Origin of the sequence: Actinoallomurus rhizosphaericola (assembly GCF_024055675.1) — a bacterium.
Taxonomy (GTDB): domain Bacteria; phylum Actinomycetota; class Actinomycetes; order Streptosporangiales; family Streptosporangiaceae; genus Actinoallomurus; species Actinoallomurus soli.
Genome location: NZ_JAMXMW010000002.1, coordinates 51,580 through 66,449 on the forward strand (window position 1 = coordinate 51,580; position 14,870 = coordinate 66,449).

The window sequence follows — 14,870 nt, forward strand, 5'->3', positions numbered from 1 at the left end:
CAGTGCGCGGGGCCCGCCGGCGGCGGGTCCCGCGCCGCGCGTCCGCCGTGAAAAGGTGGGATTCATGAGCGATTCCGCGAACGCGCTCGTCGAAGAGGCCACCCGGCGGTCGGGGCTGATCTGGCTGACCCTGCCCGACCTCCCCCAGCCGCGCGCCGCCTGGCACCTCTGGCACGACGGGGCGGCGTACGTCGTGACCGGCGGCATCGAGCAGCCGCTGCCGGGGCTGCCGGAGGCCGAGCGCGTCACCGTCACCGTCCGCAGCAAGGACAAGGGCGGCCGCGTCGTCTCCTGGGTCGCCGCGGTCAGCGAGGCCAAGCCGTACTCGGAGGAGTGGGAGGCGGTGGTCCCGCTGCTGGCCAAGGAGCGCCTGAACGCCCCGGACGGCGAGGCGCAGACCGAGCGCTGGGCGAACGAGGCGTACGTCATGCGGCTGACGCCGACCGGCGAGGTCACCGAGGCGCCCGGGGAGATGCCCGCCGACTACGCCGCCGTACGCCCGGTGCCCAGCCCCGCGACCTCCGTGGGCAGGCCGCCGTTCATGGTCGGCGGCCGCCGCCGCCCCTCCGACCGCTGACGGCGTCTCCAGGGCGGGTCCGGCGATTCGCGGGGCCGGGCGGGTGGAACGTCAGTACCCGGAGCGGGCGATGAACGGCCGCATGGTGTCCTCATCGCCGGTCGCGCCCACCGCCCACATCCCGCCGCCCGGAATGGGCGACAGCGCCGTGATGGACGCCCGGCCCGGCACGGGGAGCGGCGCGGGTGTCCAGCCGTCGCCGGTCCAGCGCCGCGCGTAGGCCTCGTACTCGGTGTCCAGCGGCGACCAGGTGTCGCCGGCCGCCAGGACCGTACGACCGTCGGCCGCGACGTCGAACAGGTCGCCGCGTTCCTCCGGTGCGTGGGTGTCGGCCCACGCGGCGCCATTCCAGTGCAGGACCAGCGGACGGCGGATGTCGTTCCCGTCCGGGACGCGCTGGCCTACGACGGCGAGCCACACGTCGTCGCCGGCGACCACACGGACACGGACCACGTGTTTGCGCCACATGGTGTTCGCGGGCTCGGAGAAACGTCTCCAGCCGTGGCCGTTCCAGTGCAGGAGCAGGAGCCGCTCGGCGTGGGTCTCATAGCCGGTGGAGTCCGTGCCCGCGACCCAGACGTCCTGGGATCCACGCGCGTCGAGGCCACCGATGTCGTACTCGTCGCCGAGCGGGGGAAGCGGGACGAGCCGCCACCGTGAGCCGTCCCAGTGCTGGACGAAGCCGTGAGTGTTCCCCGTCGTGCCGTCCCACGCCGATCCGGACAGCCAGACGTCGTCCGCGCCGACGGCCTTGATCCCGGTGAAGGAGGAGCCGTCCGTGCCCGGGATCGCGACAGGCGATGTCCGCGCCCAGGTCCGGCCGTCCCAGTGCAGCACGCCGCAGTCCCCCGTCGCCCACACGTTCGCCGGTCCCGACGCGCTGACCGAGGTGAGGCGTCCCAGGTCGGGGACCGGCGCCTGACTCCATGCCGCGCCGTCCCAGTGCAGGGCCAGCGACGGAAGACCGTGGTCATCGCACTGGTCCGCCTGGAGGACGGCCCGCGTCCGGCCGGTGACGGCGGACGGCTTCGTCGCCTCGGCGGGAGCCGCCTTGCCGGTGACGGTGAAACCGACGGCCCACGCGTCGTCACGGTTCACCGCCGTGACACCGACCAGGTTGGCCCGGCCCTGGACCGGTACGTCGTCGAGCCGCCATTGCGGTGCGGTCGTCGCCGCGGCCGCCGGGGACGCCGCTCCGGCCGCCGCGGCGTCTCTCAGCGGGTCGCCCGACGCGACCGGTACGACCGCCGTCAGCGCGGCCGCCACGATCGCCATGACGCCCACGGCGTTCCGTCGAATGGACATGCGGATTCCTCTCTCGTAGGTGGTCGGTGCGCTCTCGCGACCCGCTACCGGCTTCCCGGCCGGTCGACGAGCTTCACGACAGGGCGGAGCCGTGAACTCACCAGGGCTCCGGCCGGCGGAACGCGGTAGTTGGCCGGATCACCGGCCCACGCGTCCCAGGCCCTGCGCTTGGCCGGGGACAGTCCCGCCGGCGACTGCGGGCGCTTCTTCTGGACGCCGTCGCTCACCGTCCGCCCGCCCAGGTACCGATAGGTCTGCGGATCGAAGAGGATCTCCTCCGTGTGGGGCAGGGACAGCCCGACCGCGGGCTCCCCGACGGCGTCCGGAGCCCTGTCGACGCGGACGCCAGGCAGTGTGGCCAGCGCCCGGTACAGAGCGGACTGCACCTTCGGGGGCGCTCCCAGCGGAGAGTTCCACAGCAGTTCGGCGGCGCCCGCGAACGCCCGCTCGTCGGCCGAGGCGGCGCCGTCCGGGGACAGGTCCGGCTGATCGCGCAGTGCGGCCAGCATCTTCCGGGGCTCGGTCGGCAGCCCGGCGAGTCGGCGCCACGCGCCCAGCGGCGTGGAGACCTCTGGCTCGGAGCCGGTCGGGCCGCTGATGACGATCCGCCCTCCGATCCGGCTCGCGTCCTGCCGGCCGTCGAGCCGTTGCCAGCCCTCGCCGCGATAGACCGGGTCCTTCCGCTTGGGGTCGTAACCGGCGAACCGGTAGTAGACCCACTGGCCCGGCCGGGGGGTCAGCGCCGGCTCTCGCTGCGCGCTGCTCGCGGCCCTGGAGAGCACCTCCTGCGCGGCGCTCAGGCGGATCGACGGTCGTGGGGCCGGGTCGCCCGATCCGCCGCTCCCCACGGCCACCACGGCGACGGTGGCCGCCGCCGCGCCCAGGGCGACGCCGGCGGCCCAGAACGGCGCGGCCCGCCGCGTACGGCGGCGCGTACCGCGGGCGACCCGTTCGCGGCCGGCGGCGATCACCGACGGCTCGGGCCGGGGCTCGGCGAACATCTGCTTCACGATCTCGAGTTCCTCCATCAGTTCTCCTTCGCGGGGTTCACATCGCCGAGGACCCGGCGCAGTTCTCGCCTGGCCCGGTTGAGGCGGGAGCCGACGGTCCCGGTGGGGATGCCGAGGGCCTCGGCGACCTCCTGGTAGCCGAGTCCGCCCAGCGCGGTCAGGAACAGCACGTCCCGGTCGGCCGGGGACAGTTCCCTGATGGCGTTCACCAGTCGCGGCCCGGCCCGCTGGGCCGCCACCCGGGCGGTGACACGGTCCTCATGGCCGTCGGTCGCCTGCTCGGCGTTCATCCGGGCCAGCGCCTTCAGCCGGCGGCCCTCACTCCGCCGATGCCGATACACGATCTTGGTCGCGATCCCGAACAGCCAGGGCTTGAGGGAACCGCGTGCCGGGTCGAACGACGACCTCTTGCGGAACGCGACCAGGAACACGTCGGCGGTCAGGTCATCGGCGTGCTCCCGCCCCAGGCGTCCGGCGATGTACCGGTGGACGTCCTCGGCGTACCGGTCGTACAGGACGGTGAACCACTCGGGATCGTCCCGATCGAGAGCAACGGTCTGCTGTTTCAACAGGCATCGGCTTCCTTCGGAGGGTGCGGTCATCCGGTACTCGCCCGCTGCCGTGATCCTCTTCATCTCGCCCACGGCTCACGGCGGCCCAGAGCCTTCCGCCGCGTTCGCAGCCCGCATATTCCACGGCGATCGATCGCCATCGCTCCTAGATTGAGCCGCAGGAGTCGACTGTCGGGGAGGATTTCGTGGCCGTGCTCAAGGGGAAGACCGCCGTCGTCACCGGAGGGTCGCGAGGCATCGGCCGCGCGATCGTGGAACGTCTGGCCCGCGACGGAGCGGTGGTCGTGTTCAACTACGCGCGGAACGGCGACGCCGCGGACGAGGTGGTGCGCGCGGTCCAGGAGACGGGCGGCAGCGCCCACGGCGTGCGGCTCGACCTCGCCGAGGAGGGCGCGGCCGAGCGGTTGATGATGATCGCCGAACAGAACCTGGGCGGCCTGGACATCGTCGTGAACAACGCCGCGCTCAGCTTCACGCCGACGCCCATCGCGGAGATCGATGAGGAGCTCTTCGACCGCGTGATGACCGTCAACGTCAAGTCGGCCTTCTCGACCATCCGGTACGCCGCCACGAACATGCGCGACGGCGGGCGGATCATCAACATCTCCAGCCTCAACACCGTTCGCCCGGTGCCCGGCATCGCCCCCTACATCGTCAGCAAGGGCGCGCTGGAGCAGCTGACCGCCGTGGCGGCCCTGGAGTTCGGGGGGCGCGGCATCACCGTCAACACGGTGTCGCCCGGTGCGACGGACACCGATCTGCTGCGCGGGACGAATTCGGCCGAGGCCCTGCGGCGGGTCGCCGCGATGACCCCTCTCGGCCGGCTCGGGCAGCCGTCGGACGTGGCCGACGTCGTCGCGTTCCTCGCCGGCCCGGACGGCCGCTGGGTGACCGGCCAGAACATCCGGGCCGCCGGAGGCCTGGTCTGACGGGGACCGGAACCCTCCGACCTGCGCGCTTCATCTCCCGGCTCCCCGGGAATAGATCGGCCTTTACCTGGAGACAGGGCGCGTATAGATAGCCTTCCAACCATGACCGGAACGCCGTCGCGCGTCTTCATCGCGCGCCTGGCGGGAATCGCGGTGTTCGACCCCGCCGGGGACCAGATCGGCCGGGCGCGGGACGTCGTCGTCGCGCTCCGCCCGCCGCCACGGCCACCGCGCGTGCTCGGCCTCGTGGTCGAGGTTCCGCCGCATCGTCTCGTCTTCCTGCCGATCACGCGGGTGACCAACATCGACGCCGGTGCGGTGATCTTCGACGGCCGCATCAACATGCGCCGGTTCGAGAAACGCGAGTCCGAGACCCTGGCGATCGGCGAGCTGCTCGACCGGACCGTCGAGCTCACGGAGACCGGCGAGAAGGCGATCGTCCTGGACCTGGGCATGGAGCAGACCCGGACCCGGGACTGGCTGATCATGAAGGTGGCCGTACGCCGCGTCGACCAGCCGGCCGGCCGGGGCCCGCGGCTGGGCCTGCGACGGCGGCGCGGCGAGACGTTCGTCACCGACTGGGACCAGGTCAGCGGCCTGACGATGATCGAGGAGAAGCAGGGCGCCGCGAACCTCATCGCCGCGTTCGAGCAGATGCGCGCCCCCGACCTGGCGAACGTCGTGCACGAGCTGTCCGCGAAGCGGCGCGCCGAGGTCGCCGCCGCGCTCGACGACCGGCGGCTCGCCGACGTCCTGGAGGAGCTGCCCGAGGACGACCAGGTGGAGATCCTCGGCGAGCTGGGCGTGGACCGGGCCGCCGACGTGCTGGAGGAGATGGGCCCCGACGACGCGGCCGACCTGCTCGGCGAGCTGCCGGCGGAGCAGCGCGAGCAGCTGCTCGCGCTGATGCAGCCGGAGGAGGCCGCGCCGGTGCGGCGGCTGCTGACCTACGCCGACAACAGCGCGGGCGGCATGATGACCACCGACCCGGTGATCGTCTCCCCCGACGCGACCGTCGCGGAGGCCCTCGCCCTGATCCGCAACGCCGACCTGAACCCGGCGCTGGCCGCGCAGGTGTACGTCTGCCGCCCGCCGACCGCCACGCCCACCGGCCGCTACCTCGGCACCGTCCACTTCCAGCGGCTGCTCCGTGAGCCTCCGCCGACGCTGGTCAGCGCCATCTGCGACACGGAGCTGGACCCGCTGCGGCCGTCGCGCTCGCTGGAGGCGGTCGCGAGCTACCTGGCGACGTACAACCTCGTCTCCGTACCGATCGTCGACGAGGGCGGGCACCTGCTCGGCACGGTCACCGTCGACGACGTCCTCGACCACCTGCTGCCCGACGACTGGCGGGAGAGCGTCATGGACCCGCCGGTGGAGGAGGCCGACGAAGAGGAGGAGTCCCTGCGCCGCGCCGGCGGAGACGAACGGGCCCTGCGCGAGGTATCGGGTGACGGGAGGCGGTCATGAGCACCGCCCTCGGCCGGAGCCGTGACGAGCAGCGGTTCGGGCGGCTCGACCAGCCGCGGGAGTACCGCCGTACGATCTCGCCGCGGCTGTACTACGACCCGGAGGCGTTCGGCCAGTTCTCCGAGCGGATCGCGCGGTTCCTCGGAACGGCGCGGTTCCTCGTCTACATGACGGCGTTCATCACGGTCTGGCTCGGCTGGAACACCTTCGCCCCGGCGTTCCTGCGCTGGGACCCGTACCCGTTCATCTTCCTGACCCTGATCCTGTCGCTGCAGGCGTCGTACGCCGCGCCGCTGATCCTGCTCGCCCAGAACCGGCAGGACGACCGCGACCGCGTGCAGTACGAGCAGGACCGCGCCCGCAACGAGCGGAGCGTCTCCGACACCGAGTACCTCACCCGGGAGATCGCGAGCCTGCGCATGGCGATGAACGAGGTCGCCACCCGCGACTGGATCCGCGACGAGCTGGCGCACCTGCTCAAGGAGCTCGACGGGCGCCACCCCGAGCCGGGCTGGCGCGACCACCGGTCGTCCGGTCCCGGCGAGCTGGGTTCGCCCGCCGACTGACCGGTAAATAACATGGGGGCATGGCCTCCCCCACGATCGAGCAGGTGACCGCGGCGCTCGCGACGGTGAACGACCCGGAGATCCGCCGTCCCATCACCGAGCTCGACATGATCAAGGGCGTCGACGTGGCCGCCGACGGCTCCGTGACGGTCGGCGTTTACCTCACGGTCGCCGGCTGCCCGCTCCGCGACACGATCACGCGCGACGTCACCGCCGCCGTCTCCAAGATTCCCGGCGTCACCGGCGTACGGGTCGACCTCGACGTGATGAGCGAGGAACAGCGCTCCGCCCTCCAGACGAAGCTGCGCGGTGGGCAGGCTCCGAAGGAGATCCCCTTCGCCAAGCCCAACTCCCTGACCCGCGTGTACGCCGTGGCGAGCGGCAAGGGCGGTGTCGGCAAGTCCTCCGTGACGGTGAACCTCGCGGCCGCCATGGCCGCGCAGGGCCGCAAGGTGGGCGTCGTCGACGCCGACATCTACGGGCACTCCGTGCCGCGCATGCTCGGGGTGACCGGCCGGCCCACCCAGGTCGAGCAGATGATCATGCCGCCGAACTCCCATGGCGTGAAGGTCATCTCGATCGGCATGTTCACCGAGGGCAACGCGCCGGTCGTCTGGCGCGGCCCGATGCTGCACCGCGCGCTGCAGCAGTTCCTCGCCGACGTCTACTGGGGCGACCTGGACGTCCTGCTGATGGACCTGCCGCCCGGCACCGGTGACATCGCCATCTCGGTGGCCCAGCTGCTGCCCTCGGCGGAGATCCTCGTCGTGACGACGCCGCAGCAGGCCGCCGCCGAGGTCGCCGAGCGCGCGGGCGCGATCTCCGCGCAGACCCACCAGACCGTCGCGGGCGTGATCGAGAACATGTCCTACCTGCCCTGCCCGCACTGCGGCGAGGCGGTCGACGTGTTCGGCTCCGGCGGCGGGCAGACCGTCGCCGACGCGCTGACCCGGACGCTCGGCACGTCCGTGCCGCTGCTCGGGCAGGTCCCGATCGACGTTCGCCTGCGGGAGGGCGGCGACGCCGGCGTGCCGATCGTGCTCGACGACCCGGACGCCCCGGCGGCCAAGGAGCTGCGGGCCATCGCCGACCGGCTCTCGGGACGGGCGAAGAGCCTGCGCGGCCGGCAGCTTGGGCTGAGCCCGAACCGCGCGTGACCGATTCTTAGTCCGCGTCTTCGCTTGACCGGCCGTACGAGCGTGGTTTCGTGTGCCCATGGCACTTCGTTCCGCTCGTGCGGCCGTCCTGGCCTTAGCGGTCGCGGCCGCCGGGTGCTCGACCGGCGGCGGGCGCGGGCCGGTCGCCGCGCCGCCCGCCGTGACACCGTCCGGTCCGGCGGCCGGCGACGGCACGGCCTCCGCCACCCCGACGCCGGGTTCGTCCGACGAGCTGCGGCCGACGCGGCCGAGCGTCGTCCCGTCGGCCCGCGCGTACGGCCGGTGGGGCCGCCCCGTCCTGTACGACGACTTCGGCGGCGACCGGCTGGATCCGCGCAAGTGGCAGGTCTACGACGCGCCGAACGCCCCCTCACATCCCGGCTCGCCCGCCGGCGTCCACGTCGCGAACGGGCGCCTGCGGCTCGTCGGCGGGCTGTACGACGGTCGTGACGAGTCCGCGGGGGTCGTCTCACGCCTGGCCCAGACGTACGGCCGCTGGGAGGCCCGCATCCGGGCCGACCGCGGCAGCGGGTACTCCGCGACCGCCTTCCTGTGGCCGACGCGGCTCGGGGCGCCGGAATGGGCGGAGATCGACTTCGCCGAGATCATCGACGGCACCCGGCGTACGGGCGGGCTGTTCATCCACCACGGCGCGGACGACCGGCAGCTGAGCAAGATCGCGCACGTCGACTTCACGCGCTGGCACACCGTGGCCGTGGACTGGCTGCCCGCGAAGCTGACGTTCCGGGTGGACGGCGAGGTGGTCTGGAGCTACGAGGGGCCGTACGTCCCGAAGCGGGCGGACATGCACCTGAACCTGCGCAACGAGACGGCGGACGGGTTCCACCGGATGGCGAACACGCCGCAGCGGGTGACCATGGAGGTCGACTGGGTCCGGGTCTTCCGCGCGCCGGGAGTCACCCGCTGACGTCGCGGGGCGGCCGGTGACGGCCGGGCTGGTCCCGGATGGGAGCGGCGGCCGCCGTCGGTCAGGTGGCCTCGGGGTCGTACGGCGGGCGCTCGCCGTACGGCAGGAACGGCTCGTCGCGCACCGGCTCGCGTACGTCGAGGTCGTCGAGGTCGTCCAGCAGGTGTTTGGTCACGAACCGGCGGGGGTTCAGATCGGCGAGGTCGAAGTCGGCGAACTCCGGGCCCAGCCCCTCCTGCAGGTCCTGCTTGGCGCTGTTGGCCATCGTGCGCAACTGCCGCAGGGCCCGCCCCGCCTGGGCCGCGACCTTGGGCAGCTGGTCCGGTCCGAAGATGATGATGGCCAGGACCACGAGGACCGCGCCCTCACCGAACCCTACGCCGAACACGAGTCCTCCATACGGTGGCCACGACTCTGACCGGAGCCGCCGATCCCAGCTTAACCGGGCCGGGAACCGGCGTCTCCTCTGGTTCCGGGCCGATGATCCCCGGTTGCTAGTTCCCGGCGGCGAGGGTCAGCTGGACGGTCCTGCTCTGCCCGCCACGGGTGAAGACGACCGGCACCGTGTCGCCGGGCGACTTGCTGCGGATGGCGACGATCAGCTCGTCGGCGCCGCCGATCGCCTTGCCGGCGAAGGACGTGATGACGTCGCCCGCCTTCAGTCCGGCCTTCTCCGCCGGGCCACCCGGCGTGATCGCGCCGCCCTTGCACTGCGTGGCCGAGCCGCTGGTCGAGATCCGCGCGCCGTTGCCCTGGTAGGACATGTCCATGCAGGCGCCGATGATCGGGTGGGTGACCTTGCCGCCCTTGATCAGCTGCTCGGCGACCCGCTTGACCTGGTTGCTCGGGATCGCGAAGCCCAGGCCGATGCTGCCGCTCTGCTGCTTGTCGCCGCCGAGGGTCTGGCCGCCGAGCGTGGCGATCGCGGAGTTGACCCCGATCACGCGGCCCTGCGAGTCGACCAGCGGGCCGCCGGAGTTGCCGGGGTTGATGGCCGCGTCGGTCTGCACGGCGCTGATGTAGGCGGACTCGCCGCTCTCGCCGCTCGTGGTGACCGGGCGGTTCAGCGCGCTGACGATGCCGGTGGTGACCGTCCCGGCCAGGCCGAGCGGCGAGCCGATCGCGATGACCGGGTCGCCGACGGCGATCCCGTCGGAGTCGCCGAGGAGGAGCGCCGGACGGCCGTCGAGCGTGGCCGGCTTGATCACGGCGATGTCGGAGTTCGGGTCGCGGCCGACGATGCTCGCCGAGGTGGTCTTGCCGTCGTTGTACACCACCTGCATCGTGCCGCCCTGGGCGGCCGGCGCGACCACGTGGTTGTTGGTGACGATGTACCCGCCGTTGACGATGAAGCCGGTGCCCGCGCCGCCCTCGGTGGCGTTCGCCACCTTGATCATCACGACGCTGGGCACGACGCGCCTGGCGATCCCGGCGACGGACCCCGGAGCGCGGTTCTTGGCACCGGTGGTCGACCCACCGCCCAGGTCGACGGCCTTGGGACCGCTGTCACGGGTGGCGACCACGCCGATGCCCGCCCCCAGGGCGCCGGCGATGAGCGCGACCGCCACCGCGACGGCGACGAACACCCCCATGACCGGCCCGGAGCGTTCGTTCGGCCGGACCGGGGGCACGGGCGCCCAGTTCGGCGCGGTCCCGCCGGGCCCGCCGGGCGGCGTCCCCCAGGCGTACGGGACGGAGGACGGCGGCGGCTGGTCGTGCGGCGTGAAGATCGGCCGGGGCGTGCCCTGCTCACCCGGCCGACCGGCGTACCCGTAGGCCGGGGTCCCCTGGCCGTACGCCTGACGGCCCTCCTCGGCGCTCGGGGAGCCGTTCTGACCGGTGTATCCCGGACCGCCTTGCTCGAAGCCCGCCGAGCCCCCCTGACCGGCGTATCCGGGACGGCCCTGCTCGAAGCCCGCGGAGCCGTTCTGACCGGTGTATCCCGGACCGCCTTGCTCGAAGCCCGCCGAGCCCCCCTGACCGGCGTATCCCGGACCGCCCTGACCGAGACCCGGACGGCCGTTCTGCTCGGGCGGCGTCGTCGGCCCGCCCTGACCGGATCCTCCGGCCGGGCCGTACGGACGACCGTCCTCGCCGTACGCCGAGGACGCTCCCGGATCCGGCGGCGCCATGCCCTCGTAGCGGGGCGGACCGGACACCAGCAGCTGGTCGGTCAGGCTCAGGGTGCCGTCCTCGTCCCCGGTGTTCGGACCGCGCACACGACCGTCGTCCGGCGCAGATCCCCCGGGCGCGCGGCTGTCATCCGTCATCACCAAGCTCCTCGCGTACCGCGCATGGACTTTGCTTCAACGCTCCACACTGCCGGGCAGGGCATGTGGCGAGCATAAGCGACCCGTGCCACTGAACCATTCGGGTCATCGCGTTACCCCGCCCGTGGTCACATCCACCTGAACGCCATACAAAACGCGATCTTCACGGATCAGTCAAACGGGTTGGCCCACGATGTCAGCCGGTCCAGCCCCCGGCCGATGCGGCCCCAGAATCCGGTGTCACCGTGCGGCAGCGCGGCCACGGCCTGGTCGACGACGGGCGGTGGCGCGTCCGCCAGGATCGTGTAGACGTAACCGCGGCTGGCCCACACGGCGCGCTGCTGGACGGTGTCGCGGAGGTAGACGGTCCGGCCGCCGCGCGTGGTCTTGTGCCAGCTCTGCACGCTGCTCGGGTCGAGCACGCCGCGCTGGACGAACACCGAGACGACCGAGAGCCCGTCGGAGTAGCTGAGGTGCACGACCGGGCCGCCCAGGTCCTGCTGCCGCGCGTCGTACAGGCTGAGGTGCCCCGGCAGGGCGGACTGCACCGGCCAGCCGCGGTAGCGCAGCGCGCCCAGGTCGGCGCCGGCCAGCTGGTGCGTCCAGGGCGCCTCGACCGTCTGCGGCGCGGAGGCCGCCACGAACATCGTCTTCGGCACCGAGGGCCGCATCTCGGTGAAGAAGGTGAGGTTCACCGCACGGCCCTGCTGGTCGAGCAGCTCGCGGCGGAGCATGAGGCCGGTGGCGCGGTCGATGTAGAACCGGCCGGCGGGGGTCCCGTCGGCGCGGCGCGCCTCGATGATCGTGGTGGGCCGGCCGCAGACCTGTCCGTCGCCGGCCTGGACGACGGCGTAGTTGCGGGCGAGCAGGTCGAGCATCTTCGGCGTGTACCCGGTGAGGCCGCCCTGGGCCTGCTGCGGATAGTCCGCCTCGAACATCTGCCCGCCCTGCTCCGCGGTGGTGCTCTGCACCCGCATCCGGGTGCCCTGCCCGGGCACGTGGGCGACGTTGACCAGCGACGTGGTCGACATGCCACTGCGGCTCCAGGACGTGATGTACTGCACGCCCTCGTACGCGGTGTCGCGCGCGGCCCCCTCGGCGCCGCGCAGCAGCCGCAGGGCCTCCGGGTCGGAGCGCAGCCGTGCGCCGCTGGCGGTGTCACCGGTGGTCACGAACCACATCAGCAACAGCGCGGTGGCGAGGCCGCCCGCCAGCCACGAGTGGTGCGAGGCCCGGCCGCTCACGGGTGATCGCCGGCCGTGACCTCGGGCCGTGGGTCGGTCAGCGGGACGTCCCCGGAGGTCAGGGCGTGCTCGACGGCGAACTGCTCGACGGACGGCGTGACGCGGGGCAGGGAGCCCGGGTCGGAACCCGCGGCGAACGCCGCCGAGCCGACGCCGAGCACCGCCAGCGTGGCCGCGCCCGCGATGAGGTAGCGCCCACGCGGCAGCCGGCGCCGCGCGGCGGCCGCGCGGCGGGGACGGTTGTCGGACGGCCGCGTACGGGCCGGGACGTCGCCGGGTCGCGCGACGGCCGGGGAACGGGCCTGACCGGGCAGCCGGGGGACGGGTGGCGGAAGGGGGTCCCCCGGCTCGCCCATGGCCTCCAGACGGCGCAGGAGGCCCTCGGAGGGCATCGTGTCGTTCAGCGCCCGCAGGCGCTTCTTGAGGCAGCGCAACGCCTCCGCCTCGGCGCGGCACTCCGCGCAGGCGGCGAGGTGGCGATGGGCCTTCTCGCGTTCGTGGTGGCCGAGCTCGCCGTCGACCAGCGCGGTGAGCCGCTCCCCCAGATGGCCGCTCATGGGGCCTCCTTCGGCGGAGGAGCGACCAGACGCGCTGTGCTTGCGATTCGCTCGCTCCGCTCGCTCATGGGGGCCTCCTCCGCCGGAGGAGCGACCAGACGCGCCGTGCTTGCGACTCGCTCGCTCATGGGGTCTCCTCCGGCGGGGAGGTCACCAGCGGGGCCGTGCTCGGGATCCGCTCGCTCATGAGGCCTCCTCGGCGGGCGGCTCCGTGCCGGTGGAGGCTGCGGCCCGGCGCGGGCCGCGGTGCTCCAGCGCCGCGCGCAACTGGGCGCGGCCGCGGTGGATCCGGCTGCGAACGGTGCCGATCTTCACGCCGAGGGTCGCGGCGATCTCCTCGTACGACAGGCCCTCGATGTCGCACAGCACCACGGCGGCGCGGTAGTCGGGCGCGAGCGCGTCGAGCGCCGCCTGGACGTCGGCGTCGAGCTTCTTGTCGAAGTAGGCCTGGGCGGGGCTGGGCTCGGGTCCGTGCAGGCGCTCGGCGGCGTCCTCGGACAGCCCCTCGAACCGGATGCGCTGACGCCGCCGCGCCTGGTCCAGGAAGAGGTTCGTGGTGATCCGGTGCAGCCAGCCCTCGAACGTGCCGGGCTGGTAGTTGGCCAGGGAACGAAAGACCCGGACGAAGACCTCCTGCGTGAGGTCCTCGGCGTCGTGGGGGTTGCCGGTGAGCCGGAAGGCCAGTCGGTAGACGCGCGCGGAGTGCTCCCGCACGATCTCGTCCCACGTCGGAGGAGTCCAGGCGATGCCGGGGTCGTGCACCGACACTCCCCTTTCACGTACGAGTTCTGCCACCGACATACTGCCCCGTTTCTTCCTCTCCGCCTAGCGGTAGCCACGCCCTCTGAAGAACGTGACGGTACGCGGCGGAGTTCCCCCTCCGTACTAGTGTTTGCCCTGCAGGCTCATGCATCCCAAGGAGGAAGTCATCGACGCGGTGAAGGCCACCCTGGCCTACGTGGACCAATACCTCCCGGAGGACGAGCCGCTGCGCGAGGCCCGGCAGCGCGGCATCGACGTCGGGGCCACCCCGATCGGCGCGGCGGGCGGCGCGGCCCTGCGGTTCCTCGCCGCCGCCATCAGCGCCCGCACGGTCGTGGAGATCGGCTCCGGCTGTGGCGTGTCCGGCATCTGGCTGCTGCGCGGGATGCGTCCCGACGGAGTGCTCACGAGCGTGGACGTCGAGCCGGAGAACCAGCGGCTGGCCCGCGAGGCGTACGCCGCCGCAGGCTTCCCGACCTCCCGTGCCCGCCTGATCGCGGGCCGTGCCCTGGACGTGCTGCCGCGGCTGACCGACGGCGCGTACGACATGGTGTTCTGCGACGCGGTGAAGCAGGAGTACCCCGACTATCTCGGCGAGGCGCTGCGGCTGCTGCGACCCGGCGGCGTCGTCGCGTTCGACAACGCCCTGTGGCATGACCGCGTCGCCGACCCGGCCGACCGGGACCCCGACACGGTGGCGATCCGCAGCCTCGGCCGCATGGTCCGCGACGACGACCGTCTCGTCCCGCTGCTGCTGCCGATCGGGGACGGGCTCCTCACCGCGGTCAAGTGCCGGTGAGCCTCTCGACGTAATGATCGCGGTACGGGCGCGGACCTCGCCGCAGGACCTGACCTCGGCGGCCGGGACGCTCGTCCTCCTCCTGGTGTCCGTGGCGTTCGCCGTCAGCGGCGCGCTGAGCCTGCCGGCCGTGGGCGGCGTCGTGGCCCTCGTCGTCGGAGTGCCGGGGATCGCGCTGTTCGGCGCCCGCCTCGTCGCCACGGCCGGGCGGGCGGTGAGCGGGCGGCCGGTGCTGGAGGTCGGCGAGCACGGGGTGTGCGTTCCGGCGGCGTGGCCCTGGTCGCGCGCACGGGACCGTCGGCTGTCCTGGCCGGAGGTGGCCTCCGTGGTGGTCTGGAACGAGACGCTCCCGCGCGGGCGGCTGCGCTCGCTCCCGCGCGTCGCCTTCCTCCCCGTCGGGGAGCGCGCGGCGGAGGCGGGGGCCGAGCCGGGCGTCGAGCTGCTGGCGCTGCGCCTGGAGGACGTGCCCGGAACCGCGACGCTGCACTGGTCGGCGGCACTGCCGCCGCGCGCGACGGTCTCGCTGGAGGCGGTCCTGGAGGAGGTGCGCCGGCTCGGCGGCGTCCCCGTGGTGGACGCCCGGTCGCGCTGACACTTCGGAACAGTTTTTCCTGCTTTTCCATTAATTAAGGTGCTTTGGCTAACAAGCGCCGACATACCACCCCCGCGCGCGACGTAGGCAACTCACCCTTTTGCGGGGTTCCTACGGCGAAAGAGCGCGACA

General features: G+C 72.9%; 16 protein-coding genes. 8 read left to right on the plus strand and 8 right to left on the minus strand.

Features of this window, described 5'->3' with window-relative positions; translation table 11 throughout:
- Positions 1–64: 64 nt before the first annotated feature.
- On the plus strand, positions 65–577 hold the full coding sequence (locus NE234_RS04145; protein ID WP_252777487.1) for a hypothetical protein: 513 nt from the start codon (positions 65–67) through the stop codon (positions 575–577).
- A 51-nt stretch (positions 578–628) separates the two neighbouring features.
- Here the strand turns inward: NE234_RS04145 and NE234_RS04150 are convergent, their stop codons facing one another.
- Genes NE234_RS04150 through NE234_RS04160 form a run of 3 tightly spaced genes read right to left on the minus strand, consistent with a single transcriptional unit; the run spans position 629 to position 3,461 of the window.
- Positions 629–1,882 carry a hypothetical protein gene (locus NE234_RS04150; RefSeq protein WP_252777488.1) on the minus strand — a complete coding sequence of 418 codons (1,254 nt, stop codon included), beginning with the start codon at positions 1,880–1,882 and terminating at the stop codon, positions 629–631.
- Between the two features lie 44 nt (positions 1,883–1,926).
- Complete coding sequence (locus NE234_RS04155) at positions 1,927–2,910, minus strand: CU044_5270 family protein (protein WP_252777489.1); 984 nt, start codon at positions 2,908–2,910, stop codon at positions 1,927–1,929.
- On the minus strand, positions 2,910–3,461 hold the full coding sequence (locus NE234_RS04160; protein ID WP_252777490.1) for an RNA polymerase sigma factor: 552 nt from the start codon (positions 3,459–3,461) through the stop codon (positions 2,910–2,912). Before NE234_RS04160 ends, NE234_RS04155 begins: the two co-directional genes overlap by 1 nt.
- Before the next feature lie 188 nt (positions 3,462–3,649).
- On the opposite strand from NE234_RS04160, the gene NE234_RS04165 reads away from it, so the two are divergent.
- From NE234_RS04165 to NE234_RS04185, 5 genes are all read left to right on the plus strand, one after another.
- Positions 3,650–4,393: a glucose 1-dehydrogenase gene (locus NE234_RS04165; protein ID WP_252777491.1), complete on the plus strand. Its 744-nt coding sequence runs from the start codon at positions 3,650–3,652 to the stop codon at positions 4,391–4,393.
- Between the two features lie 102 nt (positions 4,394–4,495).
- The gene (locus tag NE234_RS04170) at positions 4,496–5,863 is read left to right on the plus strand and encodes a magnesium transporter MgtE N-terminal domain-containing protein (RefSeq protein ID WP_252777492.1); all 1,368 of its coding nucleotides are present in this window, start codon (positions 4,496–4,498) and stop codon (positions 5,861–5,863) included.
- Complete coding sequence (locus NE234_RS04175; RefSeq protein ID WP_252777493.1) at positions 5,860–6,429, plus strand: DUF1003 domain-containing protein; 570 nt, start codon at positions 5,860–5,862, stop codon at positions 6,427–6,429. The genes NE234_RS04170 and NE234_RS04175 overlap by 4 nt, the downstream gene beginning before the upstream one ends.
- 20 nt (positions 6,430–6,449) lie before the next feature.
- A complete protein-coding gene (locus tag NE234_RS04180; RefSeq protein ID WP_252777494.1) occupies positions 6,450–7,586 on the plus strand; it encodes an Mrp/NBP35 family ATP-binding protein in 1,137 nt (378 codons plus the stop codon).
- 58 nt (positions 7,587–7,644) lie between these two features.
- Positions 7,645–8,514: a glycoside hydrolase family 16 protein gene (locus NE234_RS04185; protein WP_252777495.1), complete on the plus strand. Its 870-nt coding sequence runs from the start codon at positions 7,645–7,647 to the stop codon at positions 8,512–8,514.
- Positions 8,515–8,575: 61 nt separating this feature from the next.
- On the opposite strand, the gene NE234_RS04190 is transcribed toward NE234_RS04185, so the two are convergent.
- From NE234_RS04190 to sigE, 5 genes are all read right to left on the minus strand, one after another.
- Positions 8,576–8,902, minus strand: a complete 327-nt coding sequence (locus NE234_RS04190; protein ID WP_252777496.1) for a sec-independent translocase — start codon at positions 8,900–8,902, stop codon at positions 8,576–8,578.
- A gap of 106 nt (positions 8,903–9,008) precedes the next feature.
- Positions 9,009–10,784: a trypsin-like peptidase domain-containing protein gene (locus NE234_RS04195; RefSeq protein ID WP_252777497.1), complete on the minus strand. Its 1,776-nt coding sequence runs from the start codon at positions 10,782–10,784 to the stop codon at positions 9,009–9,011.
- Between the two features lie 170 nt (positions 10,785–10,954).
- On the minus strand, positions 10,955–12,028 hold the full coding sequence (locus NE234_RS04200) for a sigma-E factor regulatory protein RseB domain-containing protein (RefSeq protein WP_252777498.1): 1,074 nt from the start codon (positions 12,026–12,028) through the stop codon (positions 10,955–10,957).
- Entirely contained in the window at positions 12,025–12,585 is a 561-nt protein-coding gene (locus NE234_RS04205) for a zf-HC2 domain-containing protein (protein ID WP_252777499.1), read from the minus strand. Before NE234_RS04205 ends, NE234_RS04200 begins: the two co-directional genes overlap by 4 nt.
- A 183-nt stretch (positions 12,586–12,768) precedes the next feature.
- Positions 12,769–13,386 carry an RNA polymerase sigma factor SigE gene (sigE, locus tag NE234_RS04210; protein ID WP_252777500.1) on the minus strand — a complete coding sequence of 206 codons (618 nt, stop codon included), beginning with the start codon at positions 13,384–13,386 and terminating at the stop codon, positions 12,769–12,771.
- 106 nt (positions 13,387–13,492) lie between these two features.
- On the opposite strand from sigE, the gene NE234_RS04215 reads away from it, so the two are divergent.
- Both NE234_RS04215 and NE234_RS04220 read left to right on the plus strand, forming a co-directional pair.
- Positions 13,493–14,146, plus strand: coding sequence for an O-methyltransferase (locus NE234_RS04215; RefSeq protein ID WP_252777501.1), 654 nt, complete (start codon positions 13,493–13,495; stop codon positions 14,144–14,146).
- A gap of 13 nt (positions 14,147–14,159) precedes the next feature.
- Complete coding sequence (locus NE234_RS04220) at positions 14,160–14,738, plus strand: hypothetical protein (protein ID WP_252777502.1); 579 nt, start codon at positions 14,160–14,162, stop codon at positions 14,736–14,738.
- Positions 14,739–14,870 lie beyond the last annotated feature (132 nt).

Excerpts from the sequence above, each read along its gene's own strand:
- NE234_RS04145 (WP_252777487.1), top strand. The coding sequence starts at position 65 with ATGAGCGATTCCGCGAACGCGCTCGTCGAAGAGGCCACCCGGCGGTCG.
- NE234_RS04150 (WP_252777488.1), bottom strand. The coding sequence starts at position 1,882 with ATGTCCATTCGACGGAACGCCGTGGGCGTCATGGCGATCGTGGCGGCC.
- NE234_RS04155 (WP_252777489.1), bottom strand. The coding sequence starts at position 2,910 with ATGGAGGAACTCGAGATCGTGAAGCAGATGTTCGCCGAGCCCCGGCCC.
- NE234_RS04170 (WP_252777492.1), top strand. The coding sequence starts at position 4,496 with ATGACCGGAACGCCGTCGCGCGTCTTCATCGCGCGCCTGGCGGGAATC.
- NE234_RS04175 (WP_252777493.1), top strand. The coding sequence starts at position 5,860 with ATGAGCACCGCCCTCGGCCGGAGCCGTGACGAGCAGCGGTTCGGGCGG.
- NE234_RS04180 (WP_252777494.1), top strand. The coding sequence starts at position 6,450 with ATGGCCTCCCCCACGATCGAGCAGGTGACCGCGGCGCTCGCGACGGTG.
- NE234_RS04185 (WP_252777495.1), top strand. The coding sequence starts at position 7,645 with ATGGCACTTCGTTCCGCTCGTGCGGCCGTCCTGGCCTTAGCGGTCGCG.
- NE234_RS04195 (WP_252777497.1), bottom strand. The coding sequence starts at position 10,784 with ATGACGGATGACAGCCGCGCGCCCGGGGGATCTGCGCCGGACGACGGT.
- NE234_RS04205 (WP_252777499.1), bottom strand. The coding sequence starts at position 12,585 with ATGAGCGGCCATCTGGGGGAGCGGCTCACCGCGCTGGTCGACGGCGAG.
- sigE (WP_252777500.1), bottom strand. The coding sequence starts at position 13,386 with ATGTCGGTGGCAGAACTCGTACGTGAAAGGGGAGTGTCGGTGCACGAC.
- NE234_RS04215 (WP_252777501.1), top strand. The coding sequence starts at position 13,493 with ATGCATCCCAAGGAGGAAGTCATCGACGCGGTGAAGGCCACCCTGGCC.
- NE234_RS04220 (WP_252777502.1), top strand. The coding sequence starts at position 14,160 with ATGATCGCGGTACGGGCGCGGACCTCGCCGCAGGACCTGACCTCGGCG.